Raw genomic sequence first — 19,818 nt, forward strand, 5'->3', positions numbered from 1 at the left:
CCAACGCCCTGATGGGGTGAGGCGCGGCGTCGCTGAATACGCTGAATCCGGTGGTGGGAGCACCGAAGCCGGCGTCGTGAGGTGCCCGCGTGCGGCCGAACGGGGTGGTGCGTCCACTCTGTCGGGTGGCTAGTCCGACGAAATGCGGAGCGGCAGGTGGTCGAGGCCGCGCTGGGTCGCCGTCGGCCTCCGCACGGGTTCGCCCGCCGCCTCGACCCGGCCCACCGCGGCGAGCGCGCGGAACGCCGTGAGCAGCACCTCGCGGCCCAGCGGCGCGCCGAAGCACGCGTGCACACCGCGACCGAGGCCGAGGTGCGGGTTGGCCGGGCGGGCGAAGTCCGCCTCGTCGGGCGAGGGGAACACCAGCGGGTCGCGGTTCGCGGCGGCCAGCACGACGACCACGACGTCACCCCGCCGCACCCGCCGGCCGCGCAGGTCCACATCGGACTTGCAGTGCCTGCTCACCGCCTGCACCGGACCGACCAGGCGGATCAGCTCGTCCACCGCCCGGCCGTCCAACGAGGACAGCTCGGCGCCCGTCCACGACCGCCGCGAGGTCAACCGGTGCAGGGCGTTGGCCATCATGTCGGCGGTGGTGGAGTAGCCCGCGTCGAACACCGCGCGCAGCGAGTTCACCAGCACCCGGTCGTCGCCGGGCCGCACGGCGTCGAGCACGCCACCGGCCTTCGCGCCCTCCCGCCAGCCCTCGATGAGGGTGTTCAGGGTGTCGCGCGCGGCGAGGGCGGGCGGCAGCCGGGTCGGGTCGAGGCCGGAGTCCATGCCGAGCACCATGGTGCGCGAGGTCTCCCGGTAGCGCTCGTGCTCGGCCGGGAACCCGATGCCGTAGAGGTCCGCGACCGCTTGCAGCGCGAGCGGCTCGGCGACGTCGCGCACGAAGTCCACCACCCCGCGCAGGTCCTTGACGAGGTCGTCCGCCAGTCGCCGCACCGACTCGCCGACCAGCGCCTCCCGGGACCGCAGCAGCCCGAGGAACAGGTGCCGCACGGGCGTCGACTCGGGCGGGTCGAGCACGTGGAGGTTGCGCACCGACTCGGGCACCGGCTTGCCGAGCGCGGCGGGGTCCGAGCCGAACGCGTCGGTGTCCTTGAGGACGCGCGTGCAGTCGTCGTGCCGGGTGAGGACCCAGGCGTCGAGCGGGTCGTGCCGGTGCACGGGGTCCTCGGCCCGCAGCCGCGCGTAGATCGCGTGCGGATCGGCGAGCATGGGGGCCGACAACGGGTCGAAGATGCTGGACAAGGCGCTCCCCCGGGCCGTGGTGGGGTGCGCCCGGGCGCACCCCACCGGAATGGGTCATCGACTAGTGGACGTAGTACATGGCGAGCACCTCCCCTCTTGTCAGGGCCGCACGTCGTCGTCCCTGACCGCGAATCGCCCCACGGCCCACGCCATCGCCCTCATCGACTCGCCCAACGCTCCCGTGTGGACGTTCGACAGGTCGTCACAGGGCTGGTGGTAGCACGGGTCGTACGTCATCCCGGCCGTGCCGCCGAACACGGCGGCCTCCTCCGGGGTCTTGGTGCCGCGCACCCCGCCGAACGCGCCGCCGACCGGCACGCCCGCCGCGGCGAACGGCTCCTGGTCGGATCGGATGTCGTCGAGGTCCGCGGTGCGGAACGGCACGTGCCGCACGTCATAGCCCCGGGACAGCACGGCTTCCACCGCGCCGGACCCCGGTGGTCCGGCCGGCGAGCCGGCGCCCGGGTGGTCGCTGTCGTCGCCGTCGACGACGAAGTGGACGTAGTTGGGCGAGGCGATCAGCTCCCAGTTCAGGTACAGGCTGATCGCGGCCAGCTCGCGCGGCGTGCGGGTGCCCACGTAGTGGATCGAGCCGACGTTGAGCAACTCCTCGGCGCCCCAGAACGCGAAGCGCACCTTGTTGACCACCCGCGCCCGGTGCGGCGCGAGCCGGACAGCGGTCTCCAGCAACGCCGCGGCACTCGTGCCGTTGTCGTTGACGCCCGGTCCGTCGACCGCGCTGTCGAGGTGCGCGCCGGCCATGACCACGTGGTCCGCCCAGCCGCCCGGAGTCTCGGCGAACACGTTCACCGTGACGTCGTCGTAGGCGTGCCCGCGCAGGTCGAGCGACGCCTCGCCGGGCGTCAGCGACCGGGCGGAGCGCTCGCTGATGAACGCCACCGGCAGCGGCGCGCCCGGCACGCGGCGGCGCAGCACGGCGTCCACGGCGGGCGACACGTCGTAGAACAGCACCGCGCCCACCCCGGCGGCCCGTGCGGCCACCGCCTTGTCCACCGTCGGGCAGCCGCCGGTGGGCGCGACCGCGATCGCGGTGCCCGGCGGGTAGTGCGCGGCCCGGCAACCGTCACCGGCAGCCGTCGCCAGCACGCCCGTGACCTGTCCCGACGGGGTGAACTGGCCCATCAACGCCCGGACCCGGGCGCCACCGGGCGCGGTGAAGACCTCGACGTCGGCGGCGAACCCCGTGTAGGGCACCGGCTGGGCCGTCACCCGGTACCCGGCGCGGCGCAGGACGCGCTCGACGTGCTCCCTCGATCGTTCGAAGCCGGGGGTGCCCGCGGCCCGGTTGCCGCCGTGGCGCCGGGCCGCGGCGTCGAGCTCGGCGAGCGTCGTCAGCGCGGACGCGGTGCTCACCGACCCGGACAGCGCGCGGGCCAACCGGTCGTCGGAGGACTCGGCCGCGGCGGGCACGGCGCCGAGCACGATCAGCACGACCGCGAACGCGACAATGCGCACGACCCACCCCCGGAAACAATCGCAGAAGTACCGCGAATAGGCCCGAGCGCGACCCGCAAACGTTCCGGGCAACAGCTCGACCCACCCGATTGACATTCTCCCCTGTGTTCGGAGGCTAGCGCCGTCCCGGTGGTCGCGCAACCGTCCGAGCTGCACGATCACCGAACCGGGGAACTCGCCGGACATTCCTGGCGATCGGGAATCCGACCGTCGCCGGCGATCTCGGACCGCGCCGGAAGCGGTGGACATTTCAACGAAGGCGTAATAAGCGGGATCGAATTCCACGTTGTTCGGGACATCGCGAATACCCCTCGGCTGAATCGTGGCTGCCACCGGGAACGACCGCCGGACGACGAGGCGCCGCCCCTTGCCAGGAGGCGGACAGAGTTCTAGAGTTCTAGAAGTGTCAGTCGATGAGGTGGTCAGGACCGGCGGGATGCGCGCACCCGACGCGGCCGGTCGGTTCGGGAGGTTCGGCGGGCGTTACCTGCCCGAGGCGCTCGTGCCCGCCGCGCAGGCGGTGGAGGCGGAGTTCCGCGAGGCGTGGGCCGACGCCGCGTTCACGGCGGAGTACCGGCGGTTGCTCACGACGTACGTGGGCCGGCCTACGCCGTTGACGGAGTGCTCGCGGTTGTCCGAGGCGTTGGGCGTGCGGGTCCTGCTGAAGCGGGAGGACTTGGCGCACACCGGGTCCCACAAGATCAACAACGTGCTCGGCCAGGCGCTGCTGGCCCGGCGGATGGGCAAGCGGAAGCTGATCGCGGAGACCGGGGCCGGGCAGCACGGCGTCGCCACGGCCACCGCGGCGGCGTTGCTGCGACTGGGCTGCACCGTCTACATGGGACACACGGACGTCCGGCGGCAGGCGGTGAACGTGTTCCGGATGGAGCTGCTGGGCGCCGAGGTCGTGCCGGTGACGTCGGCGAACGGCGTCGGCACGCTGAAGGAGGCGACCAACGGGGCGTTGCGCGCGTGGGTGAACGAGACCGAGGACGCGCACTACTGCGTCGGCTCCACGATGGGGCCGCACCCCTACCCCTGGATGGTGCGGGAGTTCCAGCGCGTCATCGGTGACGAAGCACGCGCCCAGTGCGCCGAACGGCTGCCCGCCGCGTTGCCGGACGTGGTGGTGGCGTGCGTGGGCGGCGGGTCGAACGCGGCGGGGACGTTCGCCGGGTTCGTGGACACGCCGGTCCGGCTGGTGGGCGTGGAGGCGGCGGGTGGCAGCGCGGTCGAGAAGGGCAAGCTCGGCGTGCTGCACGGGTTCATGTCGCACTTCCTCCAGGACGACGACAGCCAGGTGCTCGAAGCGGAGTCGATCTCGGCCGGGCTGGACTACCCCGGCGTGGGGCCGGAGCACGTGCACCTCGCGGAGTCCGGCCGGGCGCACTACACGAGCGTGACCGACGAGCAGGCGCTGCGGGCGTTGGAGCTCGTGACCAGGACCGAGGGCATCCTCCCGGCGCTGGAGTCGGCGCACGCCCTCGCCTGGGTGGTCGACGCCGCCGCGACCGGCGAGCTGACAGCCGGGTCGACGGTGCTGGTCACGTTGTCCGGCCGCGGTGACAAGGACATCCAGCAGATCAGGGAGCACCTGCGATGAGCGTGTTGGAACGGCGTTTGCGGGACGCGCGTGAGCCGCTGCTCATCCCCTACGTGATGGCCGGTGTGGTGCCCGACTGGCTCGACCTGGTGCGGGGCGCGGCGGAGGCGGGCGCGGACGCGATCGAGATCGGTCTGCCGTTCTCCGACCCGATGCTGGACGGGCCCACGGTGCAGCGGGCCGCCGCGCTCGCCGCCGGCCGGGGTGGGCGGCCGAGGCCGTTGCTGGACGAGCTGGCCGAGCTCGACCTCGACGTGCCGCTGGTCGTCATGACCTACGCGAACGTGGCGATGACGGTGACGCCCGATCGTGGCGTGAGCGGGTTCCTCGACCACTTGGCGGCGATCGGCGTGCGCGGTGTGATCGTGCCGGACCTGCCGCTGGAGGAGTCGGCGGAGTACCGGGCGCGGGCGGCGGAGGTCGGGGTCGCGGCGGTGCTGCTGGCCGCGCCCTCGTGCGACGACGACCGGTGTCGTGAGATCGCGCGGGCGTCGTCCGGGTTCGTGTACTGCATGAGCTCGATGCGGATCACCGGTGAACGCGCCGATCTCGCCACGACGGCGCGGGAGACCGCACGGCGGGTGAAGGGGCTGACCGGGCTGCCCGTGGTGACCGGGTTCGGCATCTCGACGGTCGAGCACGCGCTGGAGGCCTGCGCGGACGCCGACGGCGTCGTGATCGGCTCGGTGCTGATGCGGATGCTGGTCGACGGCGCGCCGGTCGCCGAGGTCGTGGACGAGGTGGCCGCGTTCCGCCGGGCGCTATCCTCCGTGGGAGGTTGAGAGTCGGGGGTTCCCACCGGTGGACGACGGGCGGCGCACGGGCCGCGAGCACGGGCCGCGCATGCCCAAGTACCTGGCGATCTACCGGGTCCTGGCCGACCGGATCGCGGACGGCCGGTACCCGGCGGACGCGCCGCTGCCCGCGCAGCGGGAGCTGGGCGAGGAGTTCGACGTCTCGCTGATGACGGTGCGGCAGGCCATCCAGGCGTTGGAGGCGGACGGGCTGCTGGAGACGCGGCACGGTGTCGGCACGTTCGCGCGGCGGCCCGCGTTCGCCTACGGCCTCACGGGGTTGCGCAGCCTGTCGCAGGACCTGGTGGAGCAGGGCATCGAGCTGGAGACCGAGGTGCTGGACGCGCGGCTCGTCGTGCCGCCCGGTGACGTGGGCGCGCGGTTGGGCATCCAGGCGCAGGGTCGGGTGCTGGCGGTCGAGAGGCTGCGCAGCACCCGACCCTCCCCCGGCGCGTCCGTCCCGCTGCTGTTGCAGACGTCCTACCTGCCGGCAGGGATCGTCGACGACGTGGAGACCCTGCGGCACCAGTCGCTGTACCGGCTCCTCGAGGAGTCGGGGCGGCCGGTGCGGCAGGCCAGCGAGACGATCCAGGCGGTGGCGTTGACCGCCGAGCAGGCCCGCGTGCTCCGGCGTGAGCCCGGCTCACCGGCCCTGTCGAGCAGCCGGCTCAGCCGGGGCGAGGACGGCACGCCGCTGGTGGACGACCGCGCGTTGCTCGTCGGCGACACGGTGATCACCGCGGAACGCGCGGTGACCGGGACGAACCTCGCCTACGAGCACCGATGACGACGACCGCGCCCCCGGCCAGGGCGGCGCTGACCCACGGCGCGGCCCGGTAGTCGCCCGCGACCCCGGTGGCGACCGCGGCGGCCGGCGGACCCGCGAACGCGCCGACGTTCAGCGCGACGGTGGCGAACGCGCCGCCCAGCGAAGGCGCGTCGGACGCGACCCGCAGGACGCGGCCGACCAGCGCCGATCCGACACCGAACGACAACGCGCCCTGCACCACCGCCAGCGCGACCAGCGGCGCCGGGTGCGCGCCGGTCAGGGCCAGCGCCGCCCACCCGACCGGCAGGACGCACACCGCCGGCCAGAGCTTCGCGTCGCCCAGCCGGCCGGCCGCCGTCACCCCGGCGAACGCGCCCACGCCGAACGACGCCAGCAGCACCGGCACCGCGCCGGCCGGCAGGCCGGCGACGTCCGCGGCGATGACCGCGAGGTAGGCGAACGTCGCGAACGTCGCCCCGTTGACGAGGGTCGCGAGCACCAGTGCCCGCCGCAACGGCCGTGACCTCAACGCCCCGGCCTCCCGTCTGATCGACACCTCGCGACGATCGGCCGCGTCGGCCGGCGCGGATCGGAACACGAACGCCAACGCGGGCACGCACAGCGCGGCGACCGCCCAGAACGCCGAGCGCCAACCGGCCCAGTCGCCCAGCAGCGCGCCCGCCGGCACGCCCGCGACGCACGACAACGTGATGCCCGCCAACAGGACGGAGGTGGCGCGGCCTTGCCCGGTCGGGGGCACGAGCGCGGTCGCGACGGACATCGCGACGGCGAGGAACCCCGCGTTGACGATCGCGGCGACGATCCGGGTTCCGAAGAGGACGGCGAAGTCCGTCGTGACCGCGCCGAGCACGTGCACGGCGACGAACGCGGCCAGGAACCCCGCCAACGCGCGGCGGCGCGGCCACCGCGCGCTCAGCGCGGCCATCACCGGCGCGCCGATGATCATTCCGATGGCGTAGGCGGAGGTGAGGCTCGCCGCCGCACCCACCGGGACGGACAGGTCCCGGGCGATGCCCAGGACGAGGCCGGACAACATGAACTCCGAGGTGCCTTGCGCGAACACGGCAAGGCCGAGGACGTAGACGAAGACAGGCAAGGGGATCGACTCCGAGGTCGGCGTGCGCGGTCAGGTGCGTGCGCGTGCCGACCGCCGACGGGCGATCGCGATCAGGACCGGCGGGTCACCGGTCGGTCAGCTCGCCGCCGGCGATCGGCGGCTCCGCTCTGTCCGACTCGGGACTGGTCACCCGGCGAACAGTAGTCACCCCGCCGGGCGGCCATCAACGTCATTTCGCCCACCGCTCGCGCTCGGCCGGGTGGACCGCGGTGCAGGAGCCGATGCCGGTGATCGTCACGTCACCTCACTTGGCCCCCACCTCGGTCAGCCAGGCGCGCTTGGCGGCGGCACGGGTGAACTCGCGGACGTGGAGGCCGGCGCGCAGCCACGCCAGCGGGAAGTCGTCGCCCTCGTCGCGCACCACCCGGCCGAACGCGTCCCGGTCCCGGTCGCGCGAGGCGTCCGCCAGGTCGGCCAGCAGGCCCGCCGTGGTGGTGAGGCCGTCGCGGGTCAGGGCGGCCACCTCGCGCCGGGCCGAGGCGACGGCCGCCACCGCGCGTCCGCCGAGCGCGATGCGGTGCAGCACGTTCTCCAGCGGGCGCGCCGGACGCGGGACGCGTTCGGCCGGCTCCGGTCGCGGCGGGAGCTCGCGGGCGCCGTCCCCGGCGACGTGGGAGCGTTGCAGCCGGTCCAGCCCGAGGTCCACGTGATGGCGCAGGTCGGCGGGCAGGTCGAGGTCGCCGGTGACGGCCAGCGCGACGGCCGTGCCGGGACGGTCGGGCAGCAGGCGCGCCACGGCGCGGAGCCGCAGGCCGGGCGCGTTCGCGAGGACCCGCAGGTTCTCGCGTACCCGGTCACCGTCGCCGACCAGGTCCACCCCGGCCCCGTCGGTGGACAGCCGCAGCGCGTCGCCCGCCGCGCCGAGCACGGTCCCCGTCACGAACAGCAGGTCCGCGCCGGCCGGGCGCTGGGCCTCGGGTTCGGTGTGGGCGTGGAAGGCGCGCGCCACCTGGTCCGGCAGCGGTCGCGCCCACAAACCGGCCAACGGCGGCTCGTCCCACGACGCGGCGGACGCGGCCACCGCGCGGACGGCCTTGCCCGCGCCGAGGCGGCGGTCGGCCGACGCCGTGCCGCCGGAGAGCAGCAGACCCCCGCGGCCCAGTTCGCGTTGGCTGAGCCCGGACTCCCCGATCGCCACCGGCCCGCTCGCGGCGGCGGCGACCCGTTCCGCGCCGCCCGGCATGATCGCGGGCACGGTCCACAGCACGCCACCGTCGTCCACCAGGTGCGTGACCACCCCGGCGTAGCCGGAGGCGGCGACGACCACCTCGGTGCACAGGCCGTACAGGCGCAGCGAGCCGATCGGGCGGTACTCGCGCCGGGCGGTGCCGCGCAGCACGGCCGTCGGGCCGACGCCCGTGCGCAGGTCGTGGCAGAGCAGCATCAGCTCGACCAGTTCGGCGCTCAGCGCTTCGCGGTCGAACGACGAGTCGCCGGCGCGTGCGGCGGCCAGCGCGGCGGCGATGCGCAGGCCGTTCGCGGCGGCGCGGTGCAGGCCCGCGACACGTGCGACGTGGACGGCGCGCAGCAGCCCGGCCCGGACCACCGCGCCGCTGCCCGCGGCCCCGGCGCGCAGCACCGTCCCGCAGGCCTCCCACAGCGCGCCCGCCGCCGCGCGCTCGTCGTCGGACGTCACCTCGACGGCGTCGGGCACGGGTTCGCCCGGCACGGGCTCGGCGGGGACCTCGACCGGCTCCTGGTCCCCTCCCGCGACGTCGGCCGCGGCCACGGCGACACCGCGGTGCAGGCACTTCGGCGCGATCAGGCAGCTGCACACCAGGTCGTCGGCCGCGGCGAGCACACCTCGGCGCAACGTCCAGGTCAGCGTGGTCTCGGCGTCGAGCGCGGCGGTCGCCGTGTCGGCGTCCGCCGTCACGGTCCACTCGGCCACGCGCCCGAGCGACGCGTCGACCCGCTTGCGCAGGCGGGGCGGCAGGGCGTCGAGCACGTCGGCCACCACCGCCGGGAACACCGGGGGCACGCTCATCCGCGCACCTTCTCCCCCACCCAGCGGGCCAGTTCACCCGGGCTGAGCGCGGCGACCGGCATGCCCGCCGCGACCAGCGCGCCCGCCACCGACGTGGAGTAGCGGGCGACGCCGCGGTCGTCGAGGCTCGCGCAGCCGAGCACCGTCACCCCGGAGGCGACCAGCTCCCGGACCTGCGCGACGAGCGGCCCGACCGGACCGCCCTCCTCGAAATCGCTGACCAGCACCACCATCGTCCTCTCCGGCACGGTCACCAGGGAACGGGCGTGGCGCAACGCGCCCGCGATGTGCGTGCCACCGCCCACCCGCACCTCCAGCAGCAACGACAACGGGTCGGCCACCCGGTCGGTCAGGTCGACGACCTCGGTGGAGAACGCCAGGAAGTGCGTCGACAGCGCGGACACCCCGGCGAACACCGACGCGGTCAGCGCCGACCACACCGTGGAGGCCTCCATCGAGCCGGACACGTCCACCACCAGGACCAGTCGCCAGTCGTTCGACTTGCGCCCGCGGGTGCGGAAGACCGGGCGTTCCGGCACGACGACCACGCGGCCGTCCGCGGCGCGGCGCGCGGTGGCGAGGTTGGCCCGCAGGGTGCGCGGCAGGTCCAGCCGGCCGCCGGGCCGCCGGGTCGGTGTCGGCAGCTGGATCCCGGTCAACGCGGGCCGCACCCGGTTGGCCAGCTGGTCGGTCAGCTCGCGCACGAGCCGCGCCACCAACGGCCGCAGCCGGGCCAGCGCCGACTCCGACAACCCGCCCGCCAACGACAGGACGTTGCGCAACAGGTCGACCGACGGCCGCACGGAGCCGGGGTCGATCTCCAGCGCCGCCTCCAAGCGCCCGCCTTCCGCGGCGGCCGCCAGGACTTCTTCGCGGACGTGCTCGCCGAACAGGTCCCGCAGCTCCTCCGACCACTCGCGCACGTCGGGGAACGGGCTGGAGCGGTCCGCGCCGAGGTCGCCGCGCGCCGCCCCTTCACCCCGATCACGCCCGTACAGCTCGTCCAGCGCCGCCGCGTACCGGGCCGCACCGGCCGGGCGTTCACCGTTCGCCCCGAGCACCAACCGCCACCGGACGCCGACGGGCAGCTCGCCCACGTGGGACCGGGCCGACGCACCGCCGACGGTCGGCTCAGCAGTCGGCTCAGCCGGCTCGGCAGTCGACCCGGCCACGCCGGCGGACCCCCGCTCGGGCAGCAGGCCGTGCGCCCGCAACGCGTCCACCGCCGCGTGCTCGGCGTCCAACCACACCGCCAGCAGCTCCGGATCCGGCGCGCCCGCCGCGTCGACCCGGTCACCGGTGCGTTCCTCCACCACCGCCAGCACCCGGGCCCGGGCCGCCGGCCCCACCGAGGTGAACGCGCCGCGCAGCGCGGGCAGCCGGGAGAGGAAGTCCCGGTCCGCCAGGCCCTCCACCCGGTCCAGCAGCGGCGCCAGCGCCTCCGGCGTCTCCAGCAACGGCCCGGCCGCCGCGAGCACCCCGGTCAGCCCGAGCCGCAGCACGCCCCGGCGCTCCGGCGTGCTCGCACCGTCCACCCACGACGCCACCCGCTCGCCCAGCACCGAAGCGGGCACCAGGCCGAGCAGCACGCGCGCCGCGCCGGCCGCACCGGCGATCAGCGGCGTCCCCGAGTCGGCCAACGACCGCAGGCACGCCTCGAGCCGCAGCCCGTGCACCCCCGGCCGCTGGCCCAGCTCCACCAGCGCCCGCGCGTCGGCGACGTCCTCCGACCCGGCGAGCCCGTCGAGCTGCGCCACCGCCGCCGTCTCCAGCTCCAGCGCCAACAACGGGTGCGCGTCGAGCACGTCGCCGGGGGTGCCGGGCACGTGACCGGCGCGCAACCGGTCCAGCAGGTCCAGCCCCGCCAGCAGCTCCCGCAACGTCCCCGACGACGGCAGCACGGTCGCCGCGTCGGTCAGCAGCGCGTCGACCATCGCGGGCAGGCCGCACAGCGCCGCGTCCAGCAGATCGCCCAACACGGCGGTGGGTGTGTGCCCGCCCCGCTTCTCCCGTTCGGCGCGCCGGGCCCGCAGCCGGCCGAACGCGGCCAGCTCCGGCGTCGCGCCCCACAACCCGGCCACCGGCAGCGTCGCCGCGGTCGCCGGGGTCCACGCCACCGTCCACCGGGTGGTCAGCGCGTCGCCACCGCCGACGCCCGTGGTCGCGGTCTCCTCGCCGTAGGTCACGCCGAGCACGGTCAGCCGCCGCAACGCCACCTCCCGCCGCGCGTCCAGGTCCGACCGCAACGGGTCCAGCCGCAACGACACCGGTTCGCGCGAGTCCGGACCGGGCAGCCGCAGCGACGCGACCAGCGCCTCCACCGCCGGCGCCAGACCGGACCGTGGCGTGCCGGGCGCGAGCACCCCGGTGCGGCGGCCCACCAGCACGTCACCGGCGGCCCGCGCCACGACCCGACCGCGGCCCAGCGGCTCGGCGTGGGTCAGCACGGTCTGCACCGCCTCCACCAGCTCGCCGCGACCGGGCGCGGGCAGGCCGCGCAGCCGGGCCAGGTCGATCGCCAGCCGCAGCGCCTCCCGCGCCTCACCGGGACCGGCCGGGTGGCCGAGCTCCCGCACCCGCGCGCAGATCCGGACGATCAGCGACGCGGCGGCGGCCTCCACCGCCTCCGGGTCGCCCGCCGCCTCCAGCACGGCCTGCTGCCACTCAGGGTCGCGGATGCCCGCCGGGTAGCCGGAACGCTCGTCCAGCAACGCGAACCCGTAGGGCACCAACGACGTGACGACGTCACCGGCGGCCGGGACGGAGGAGTCCACCGGCCCGTCCAGCAGCGCCGCCGCGTGGAACGACCCGATCACCGCCGCGCAACGCCGGCCGTCGACCTCCTGCACGGCCCGGCGCATCCACGCCTCCCGGCGCAGGTCGTGCGGGTCCACGCCGACGCCCTCGGCGTCCTGGCGCAACGCCCAGCCGACCATCAACGCGGCCCGCCGCACCGCTTCCGGCGTCTGGCCGGGCGCGGCGGCCTCCACCAGCCGGTCCCACAGGTCGTCGCCGTCACGGCCGGTCGTCGCGCCGCGCAACGCGTCGGTCAACGGCGACGCGCCCCGCGGCGGCTGCCGGTGCCCGTCGCCGCGCGCCGCGAGCGGCAGGTCGCACGGCCGCACCTCCACGCCGTGGCGGCGCGCCCACCGGATCGCGGCCAGCTCGGGTGAGAAGTCCGCGAACGGGTAGAACGCGAGGTCGCCGTCGGGCGAGGCGCCGGACAGCGCGACCGGCGCGACCAGGTCGGGATCGGCCAGGAACGGCAGCCACTCCCCCAGTTCCTCCGGCAGCTCGACCAGCAGCACCTCCGGCGCGAACCGGTCGAGCAGGGCGGGCACCACCGCCGCCAGCGCGGGCGAGTGGTGCCGCACCCCGATCAGGTGAGGGTGCCGGTGCTCGGCCAGCTCACGCATCGAGGACGTCACGGAGTTCCCACAGCCGCCGCCACGTGCGCGCGCCGGTCTCGGCGCGCCGCCGCACCGCTCCGTCCCAGTAGCCGAGCAGCCGGGCCGCGTCGGCCGGGTCGTCCTTGCGGACCACGCCGAGCAGGTGGCCGGGCAGCAACGACAGCGGGTCGCGGTCGCCGGGGAAGTAGGCGTCGGCCAGCCCCAGCGAGGTGGCGACCGACACCGCCTCCGCCGTGCTCATCACCGTGGACGGCCGCTCGACCGCCCACCCCTCCTCCGACACGCCGTTGCGCAGGTCGCGGAACGCGGTGACGAGCACTTCCAGCACCACGTCGTCCACGGCGAACGGCGCGCTCACGCGGGCCAGCGCGGCGCTCGCCTGCCGCCGCACCAACGCCGTCTCGGCCGCCAGGTCGCCGATGGGCCCGACGGTTTCGAAGTTGAACCGCCGCTTCAACGCCGCCGACATCTCCGACACGCCCCGGTCGCGGAGGTTGGCCGTGGCGATGACGGTGAAGCCGGGTGCGGCGTGCACGGTCGCGCCGTCCGGGCCTGCCAACTCGGGCGCGGACAGCTCGGGCACCGCGATGCGCCGGTCCGACAGGATCGACACCAGCGCGTCCTGCACCTCCGGCAGGCACCGGGTGACCTCTTCGACGCGCACCACGCCGCCGCCGCGCATGGCGGTGAGCACCGGTGACGGCACGAGCGCGCGCGGGCTCGGGCCTTCGGCCAGCAGCAGCGCGTAGTTCCAGCCGTAGCGCAACTGGTCCTCGGTGGTGCCCGCGGTGCCCTGCACGACCAGTTGGCTGCTGCCGGACACGGCGGCGGCCAGCAGCTCGGACAGCATCGACTTGGCGGTGCCGGGTTCGCCGACCAGCAGCAGGCCGCGTTCGCCCGCCAGCGTCACCACGGCCCGCTCGACCAGGGCCCGTTCACCGACGAACTTGGCGCCGATCACCAGCCGGTTCGGCACGCCGGCCACCGACACGCCCTTGGGCAGCGCCAGCGGGTCGCCGCTGCCCATCACGAACGTGACGACGGCACGCGGGGTGAGCAGCCAGCCCGGCGGGCGGGGCCCGCTGTCGTAGGCCGCGAGGAACGCCAACTCCTCGCGGAAGGCGTCCTCGGCGGGTTCGACCTGCCTGGGTGCGGTCACTTGCGTCCTCCGGTCCTGAGCTCTTCGTAGGCGGGCGCGTCGCCGTCGAGCACCCGTTGCCAGGCGCGGGCGAACAGGTCCGCGACGGGTTCCCGCGGCACGATGGCGCCGGGCTGCCCGTTGGCGTAGTCGAACATCGGCGCCTTCCAGCCCTCCAGCGGCAGGTGCGGCGCGGACAGGGCCAGCCACCCGCCGGGCAGGAACAGCGACCGCCCGGCCCTGGCGCGTTTCGCGGTGAGCACCAGGTCGGTCGCGGCGAGCGCGGTCCGGGCCTGGCGCAGCCGCGCGGGTTTCCAGCCGGTCCACCTGGCCACGTTCGCGTCCGTCGGGTCGGGCAGGGCGAGCAGTTGCAGGTACAGCGCCGCCGCGTCCTCGGTCAGCCCGAACCGCGCCGAGACCTCCGCCACCAGCGCGGGCACGGACACCATCGGGTCCTGGTGGTAGGCGGCCGGGTCGACGCCCTCGGGCGCGGGGACCGCGCACAGGGCGGTGAGGCGGTCGTCGGCCAGCCGGTCGAGCATCCGCTGCACGTCCTGCCCGCCGGCCAGCGCCGTCAACGCGACGAACAGCTCCCGGTCGGCCGGTTCGACGAGACCGGGCCTGACCACCAGGCGGCAGTACTCGTCGCCCGCGCGGGCCAGCTCCAGCCAGTCGTGGTATTCGTGGACGCCGTCCTCGGTGAGCAGGTCGACGCCGAGCAGCGCGCACACGCGCTCCAGCTCGACCCACCGGCCGAGGTCGAGGGCGAAGCGCGGGTGCGCGACCCGCTGCCGGGCCAGGGCCAGCGCCTCCGGCAGCCGGGCGCGCAGCGGCGAACCGGCCGGCAGCCGGTGCGCCAGCCACCCCAACGCCTCCGGAACCGCCCACAGCGCCGCCCGGTCGAACCCGTCCGGGTGGCGGGCCTCCAGCCCGGAGCCGGTGAACGTCAGGTCGGCGTCCACGACGAGCCACGGCGTGAGGTCCGGGTTGACCAAGCCGGCCACGTACTCGCCGGCGTTGCGCAGGTTCAGCAGCTTCACCGCGTCCACCAGCACGTCGTCCGGCACCGGCGACCGCCGACCGTGCGCGGCGGTCCACACCTCGGCGACCGCGGCCACGTCCGGGCCGCTCGTCCACAGGTCGGTCGGGTCGGCGGGCACGGCGGCGGCGACCAGTTCGAGCCGGAACGAGTCGGCCAACCCGCGGAACCGCTCCTTGGCGGCCTTGGCGGCGCCCGAGGACAGGCCGAGCAGGTGCCGGTCGGCGGTCGCGAGGAAGTTCGCGTCCCACCGGCTGACGCCGGGCAGGCCGGCCAGCAGCAACGTCGCCTCGGCCGAGCCCAGGCCGGTCAGCTCGACCAGCGCGGGCACCGCCTCCGGGAACCACGGTGCGGGGCCCCGCTCGGCGAGCGCGTCGAGGAACCTGGCCACCCGTTCGGGCCCGAACGGCGTGCGGACCTGCCGGGCCGACTCGACGTGCCAGCCCTTCGGCAGGTCGAACGCACCGGGCGTGCGGCTGAACTGGAGGCCGTCGAACCGGCTGCCCGGGTCGTTGCGCCACTGGGTCTCGAACAGGGCGATGAACCCGTCGCGCACCGGCACGACCCGGTCCTTCGGGCTCGCCTCGCCCTTGTGCACGACCACGCCGACGGTCCGCCAGTGCCCGGCGCCGTCGGCCAGGCCGCCGTCCGCGACCGACCGCAGCACGAGCGCCAGCGCGGCCCGCTGGTCGTCCGGGGTGAGCGGTGACGCGGCGCGGTGCGCGAGCGCGGCCAGGTGCGGCAGCGCGTCGAACCAGCGCGGCGCGTTCGACAGCGGCAGGGCCCGTGCCTCGGGCCGGGCGACCGCCTCGCCCAGCGCGGTGATCAACGCGGGCAACCCGGTCGGCACCAGGCCGCGCGAGTTGTAGGACCGGTAGCCGCCGAACCAGTTGAGCGCGGCGTTGACCTCGTCCTCGGTGACGTCGGGCCCGGTGGGCGCGAGGACCGGGTCGACCGCGCGGGCCGCCTCGGCGACCTCGCCGTAGCCCCGGTAGGAGCGCTCCAGCTCGGCGGCCCGGCGGACCACGTCGACCACCCCGGAGATCAGCGCGGGGTGCGTGAGGCCGGGCAGCGCGGCGGCGACGACACCGGCGAGCCCGCCGCGTTCGCCCTTGACCAACGCCGTCAGCCGCTCGCGGATCGTGCGCTTGTCCGGCCCTTCCGCGCGGGCGGCGGCGAGCATCCGGTTCACGGCTTCGCGCGTCACGCCGCGCAGCGCGGCGGAACCGGGCTCGTCCCGCGGTCGCAGGAGGTGCCACCACTCCAGCGGTGGCACGAACGGCGTGCCCGTCGCGTACGGCGGGTGCTGCGCGGTGGCCGACACCGCGGCCAGCCTGACGCCCTCCGCGTCGAGCACGACCATCGTCCGGTTGCTGGACGCCAGCGTCAGCTCCGCGCCACCGGGCAGCCGCAGCACACCGGTCGGGGTGTGGAAGGCGCCGGGCAGCCGGACCCGGCGGCCGTCCACGCCCTCGCCGACGCACGAGCCGTCCGCCTCGCGGCGCACCCGCCAGCCGTGCAGGCCGTCGGCCGCCCCGAGCGGGCTGGCCTGCGTCGCGGGGACGGCGGGCCGGAGGTCGCACTGGGCCAGTTCGAGCGACGCGCCGTCGGCCGCGAAGTCCTCGATGAAGCGGGGCAGGCTCGCCCGACCGCGCCGACCGGTCGCCGGGTCGACCTCGAACCAGCGCCACGCGTGGTCGTGGAACGCGCCGGTCCACAAGGTGGTGCCGTCGCCGTGCGCGTCCGCCGGCGCCGGCATGACCGTGTCACCGGGGTGCACGGCCCGCTCACCGGTGAACCGGCCGCCGCCGGGCAGGGCGATGGACGCCCTCGCCAGTTCGTGCCGGGAGTAGCTCCGGTTGCCCTCGGTGGGCGCGAACACGTGGTCCGGCGCGTCGCTCCAGTACGCCAGCTCGCCGTCCGGGCCGTGCCAGCGCACGAGCAGCACACCGTCGAACCACGACCCGGTCGGCGCGAAGCCCCAGCGGTGCCGGGCGTCGGCCGGGATGCGGGAGACGTGCTCGGCGAGCACGCCGTCCGGGCCGACCACCACGAACGTCTCGCCGCGGCGCAGCACCAGCGCGGGCCAGCCCTCGCCGCACACCACGACGCCGTCGTCCTTGGGCGTCCCGACCGAGGCCAGGCGTGCGACGGCCTCCTCCAGGGCGGGCCACCCCAGCTCGTCCAGCAGGCCCGCGCGCAACGTCCGGTGCAGGGCGGCGGCGACGTCGGTGCGGGAGAGCGACTCGGCCGCCTCGGGCACGTCCACGTACGCCTCGGGCAGCCGCACGACGGACAGCTCGCCGAGGTGGTCGGAGAGGTCGGGCAGGCCGACGGCGGTGTCGTGCCCGACCCGCGCCGCGATCCACGCGCCCAGCGCGCTGCGCAGACCCGGCACGGCCATCGCGGCGGACAGCACGTCCGGCGCGACGGCCGTCGGACGGGTCTGCGAGCGGGCGTGGACGATGAACCCGGCGCCGAGCGCGGCGCCGAACCGCTCGGACGCGGCCAGCGCGGCGAGGTCCCGACGGCCGGGATCGTCGTCGGTCAGCCACCCGGCGACGTCGAGCTGCTGGTCGTCCCGCTGGCCGCGGGCGATCGGCACGTCGTGCGACACCAGCAGGTCCAGCACGTCCAGGTCGCCCTGGCGGTAGTAGCGCAGCGCGCGGACCGGCACGCCGTCGGCCGCGAGCCGGCCGGCCATCGCCTCGACCAGCTCCAGCAGCCGCACCGACCGCGCGGTGCCGCGCCACCCCGACGAGCGGACCGCGAGGACCGACGACAGCCACTCGGCCGGGTTCGCCTCCACCTCGTCCGGCCCGATCAGCGCGCGGGTCGCGCCGCACGCGGTCAGGATGTCCAGCCACAGGTCGAGCACCGACTCGGAGTCGGGCACGAACGCCAGCAGCCGGCCGCGCACCTCCGCGTCGCCCTTCGCCAACGCCACCAGCGAGGCGCGGTAGGACTTCCAGAACGCGCCGCCCGCGCGGCTGATCGCGGAACTGTCCAGGATCGCGCGCAGCAGCCGCTGGTCCTCGGTCACGAGGTCGCGCTCGGCCGCCTTGGCCAACCGCCGCAGGTCCTCCGGCATCCCCGTGTACGGCGGCAGGCCACCGCGGGTGCGCTCCACGCACAGCGTGAAGAACAGCTCGTAGGCCGCGTCCGGGTCGTGCTTGCGGGCCAGGCCCTTGGCGTGCGCGGACAGCGCCTTGGCGGTCAGCGCGCCGGCGAACGCGAACTCCAGGAACACCTCGCGCGTGCGCTCCGGGTCGACCGCGAGGTCGTGCACCTCCTCCGCCTCGCGGGCCTTGCCGAACATGCTCGCCGCGTAGCTGGTGTTGCCGTGCTGCAGGAAGATCCGCCCGGCCTGCTCGTAGAAGGTGGGCAGGAAGTGCGGCGCGGACCGGCCGAGCATGGCGCCCAGCGCGGTGAACCCGTCCTTCGCCGCGCCGGCGCGCGACTTGGCCGTGCGGGCGAGCCGTTCGACGTCCTTGACCAGGTTGAGCGCGTGGTGGCCGTTGGCCGGGTCGTGCACCAGGGCCCAGGCGGGGAAACCGAGCGCGCTGCGCTTGCCGGTGCCGACGTCGGCGACCCGGACGGGCGCGTCGAACCCGAGGTATTCGCAGGTCAGGTCCTCGGCGCGGCCGAGGACGGCGGGCACCAGCCGCACCACGACGCGGCCGTCCAGGCCCTCATGGGCGTAGTGGCGGGCGGTGACGGTGTCGCGGTCCTCGCCGACGTCGCCGGCGCCGGGCAGCACGGCTCCGGCCGAGATCAGGGTCTTCGGGCTCAGCTCGCTCACGGGGCCACCACAGCTTCCTCGACGACGCGACCGGCGTGGATCGCCGCCGCCATGCGCATCCCCTCGGACCACGCGACCGGTCCGACGTCGGCGAGCGGCAGCGCGGTTCCGTCCTCCAGCGACCAGCGCAGCTCGCCGGTCCACGTCTCGCCCTCGGGGTAGTCCGAGCCGAGCCAGTAGCGGGCCTCCACGACCCGGCCGTCCTCGAACGCGGAGTAGACCGCGTCGCCGCCGCGCACCGGGTAGCCGAGCGTGCGGCACCGGCCCAGCGCGTGGTTGAGCTGCTCGAACCTGCCGCCGGCGTAGTCGTCGACGGACGTCTTGCCCGTCGGCTCGGCCGGGCGGGCGTAGGTCTGCCGGAACAGCTGCTGCACCTGCTGCTCGACGCCGAGCTCCGCGCCGAACTCGCGCAGCTCCTCCAGGTCCTCCAGCAGCACCGGGTGCGGGATGTCCACGACCTCCGGCTTCAGCCGGCGGGTGTCGCCGTCGAGGGTCACCACGCCGAGCCCGCGCTCGGGGTCGGCGTCGCGCAGGAACCCGGTCTCCGGGCCGCCGCCGTCGTCGGCCGTGACGACGAGGTCGCGCAGCGCGTCCGCCCACGCCGCGTCGGCCCAGACCTCGGTGATCAGCGCGGCGGGCACCGGCAGCGAGCGCACCATCCAGCCGTCCACGGTGGACAGGCACTCGGCGCGGTGCCGGGACAGCCACTCGGCGAGCTGGCGGAGCTGGACGACCCTCGGGTCGTCCTTGAGCGACGCGGGCACCGAGGAGAGCACCTTGCCCTTGCCGTTGCGGCACTGGACGCGCCCGTTCTCCCCGAGCCGCACCTGGTACCCGGACGCGTGCCCAGCTTCGGATTGGGCATCGAGCCAGCCCACGGTTCCTCCTGCGAGTCGTTCACGACGGTGTGGCGCGGAGGTTAGCGAGGGGGTCCGACACTGTGATCGGATCGGCCGGTTCGTCGCCTCGTCGTGACCGGCGGCGGGCCTGCACGATCGGGCGGCTTTACCTCAAGCCTTGCCCAAATCAGGTGCGAATGTGACCGGCGTCTCCCTAGCCTCTGTCCCATGAGACTGCTGCTGTGGATCGCGCTCACCTGCGCGCTGGCGGTCGAGGGGGCCATGGTCCTCCCGCTGCTGGCTGGCGTGGCGATCGTCGGTTGCGCCGAAGTGCGCCGCCGCTCGCCGCGCCCGCCCGCCCGGACCCGCCATGACCTGCTCGCCCGTTGACCCGACGGTCGTGACCACTCGAGACGATCGACTTCGTGCGCCGGGGCACGCGTTGTCCTGAGGCAGCGCGGTGAACTCCTGCGCCGCCTGACGCTCACGCCGAGCGAAGGCCACGGCCCCGGCGTGCCCCACCCCGAGTAGAACACCGCCGTTGCCCGGATGTCCTTCTGCACCAC

At 75.3% G+C, this 19,818-nt stretch carries 12 protein-coding genes; 4 read left to right on the plus strand and 8 right to left on the minus strand.

Annotated features, from left to right (window positions below):
- Nucleotides 1-129: 129 nt before the first annotated feature.
- Both IOD16_RS19045 and IOD16_RS19050 read right to left on the minus strand, forming a co-directional pair.
- Entirely contained in the window at nt 130-1,257 is a 1,128-nt protein-coding gene (locus tag IOD16_RS19045) for a cytochrome P450 (RefSeq protein ID WP_201435482.1), read from the minus strand.
- A gap of 99 nt (nt 1,258-1,356) precedes the next feature.
- On the minus strand, nt 1,357-2,733 hold the full coding sequence (locus IOD16_RS19050; protein ID WP_236594209.1) for a M28 family peptidase: 1,377 nt from the start codon (nt 2,731-2,733) through the stop codon (nt 1,357-1,359).
- A gap of 436 nt (nt 2,734-3,169) precedes the next feature.
- Between IOD16_RS19050 and trpB the strand changes: the two genes are divergently transcribed.
- The 3 genes from trpB to IOD16_RS19065 are packed head-to-tail and all read left to right on the plus strand — an operon-like array spanning nt 3,170 to nt 5,917.
- Nucleotides 3,170-4,336, plus strand: a complete 1,167-nt coding sequence (trpB, locus tag IOD16_RS19055) for a tryptophan synthase subunit beta (RefSeq protein WP_201441443.1) — start codon at nt 3,170-3,172, stop codon at nt 4,334-4,336.
- On the plus strand, nt 4,333-5,118 hold the full coding sequence (trpA, locus tag IOD16_RS19060) for a tryptophan synthase subunit alpha (protein ID WP_201435484.1): 786 nt from the start codon (nt 4,333-4,335) through the stop codon (nt 5,116-5,118). Before trpB ends, trpA begins: the two co-directional genes overlap by 4 nt.
- Before the next feature lie 19 nt (nt 5,119-5,137).
- Nucleotides 5,138-5,917 carry a GntR family transcriptional regulator gene (locus tag IOD16_RS19065; protein WP_201435485.1) on the plus strand — a complete coding sequence of 260 codons (780 nt, stop codon included), beginning with the start codon at nt 5,138-5,140 and terminating at the stop codon, nt 5,915-5,917.
- On the opposite strand, the gene IOD16_RS19070 is transcribed toward IOD16_RS19065, so the two are convergent.
- From IOD16_RS19070 to IOD16_RS19095, 6 genes are all read right to left on the minus strand, one after another.
- The gene (locus tag IOD16_RS19070; protein WP_201435486.1) at nt 5,865-7,016 is read right to left on the minus strand and encodes a Cmx/CmrA family chloramphenicol efflux MFS transporter; all 1,152 of its coding nucleotides are present in this window, start codon (nt 7,014-7,016) and stop codon (nt 5,865-5,867) included. The two genes, IOD16_RS19065 and IOD16_RS19070, sit on opposite strands and share 53 nt — an antisense overlap.
- A gap of 265 nt (nt 7,017-7,281) precedes the next feature.
- Complete coding sequence (locus IOD16_RS19075) at nt 7,282-9,024, minus strand: hypothetical protein (protein WP_201435487.1); 1,743 nt, start codon at nt 9,022-9,024, stop codon at nt 7,282-7,284.
- The gene (locus IOD16_RS19080) at nt 9,021-12,452 is read right to left on the minus strand and encodes a DUF5682 family protein (RefSeq protein ID WP_236594210.1); all 3,432 of its coding nucleotides are present in this window, start codon (nt 12,450-12,452) and stop codon (nt 9,021-9,023) included. Before IOD16_RS19080 ends, IOD16_RS19075 begins: the two co-directional genes overlap by 4 nt.
- Entirely contained in the window at nt 12,433-13,593 is a 1,161-nt protein-coding gene (locus IOD16_RS19085) for an ATP-binding protein (protein WP_201435488.1), read from the minus strand. Before IOD16_RS19085 ends, IOD16_RS19080 begins: the two co-directional genes overlap by 20 nt.
- On the minus strand, nt 13,590-18,413 hold the full coding sequence (locus tag IOD16_RS19090) for a hypothetical protein (protein ID WP_236594211.1): 4,824 nt from the start codon (nt 18,411-18,413) through the stop codon (nt 13,590-13,592). Before IOD16_RS19090 ends, IOD16_RS19085 begins: the two co-directional genes overlap by 4 nt.
- Complete coding sequence (locus IOD16_RS19095; RefSeq protein WP_201435489.1) at nt 18,410-19,291, minus strand: DUF4132 domain-containing protein; 882 nt, start codon at nt 19,289-19,291, stop codon at nt 18,410-18,412. Before IOD16_RS19095 ends, IOD16_RS19090 begins: the two co-directional genes overlap by 4 nt.
- A 189-nt stretch (nt 19,292-19,480) precedes the next feature.
- Here IOD16_RS19095 and IOD16_RS19100 point away from each other — a divergent pair, with 189 nt between their 5' ends.
- A complete protein-coding gene (locus tag IOD16_RS19100; RefSeq protein WP_201435490.1) occupies nt 19,481-19,642 on the plus strand; it encodes a hypothetical protein in 162 nt (53 codons plus the stop codon).
- The last annotated feature ends 176 nt before the right edge of the window (nt 19,643-19,818 follow it).

The organism is Saccharothrix sp. 6-C (genome assembly GCF_016695385.1).
GTDB classification, from domain to species: Bacteria; Actinomycetota; Actinomycetes; order Mycobacteriales; family Pseudonocardiaceae; genus Actinosynnema; species Actinosynnema texasense.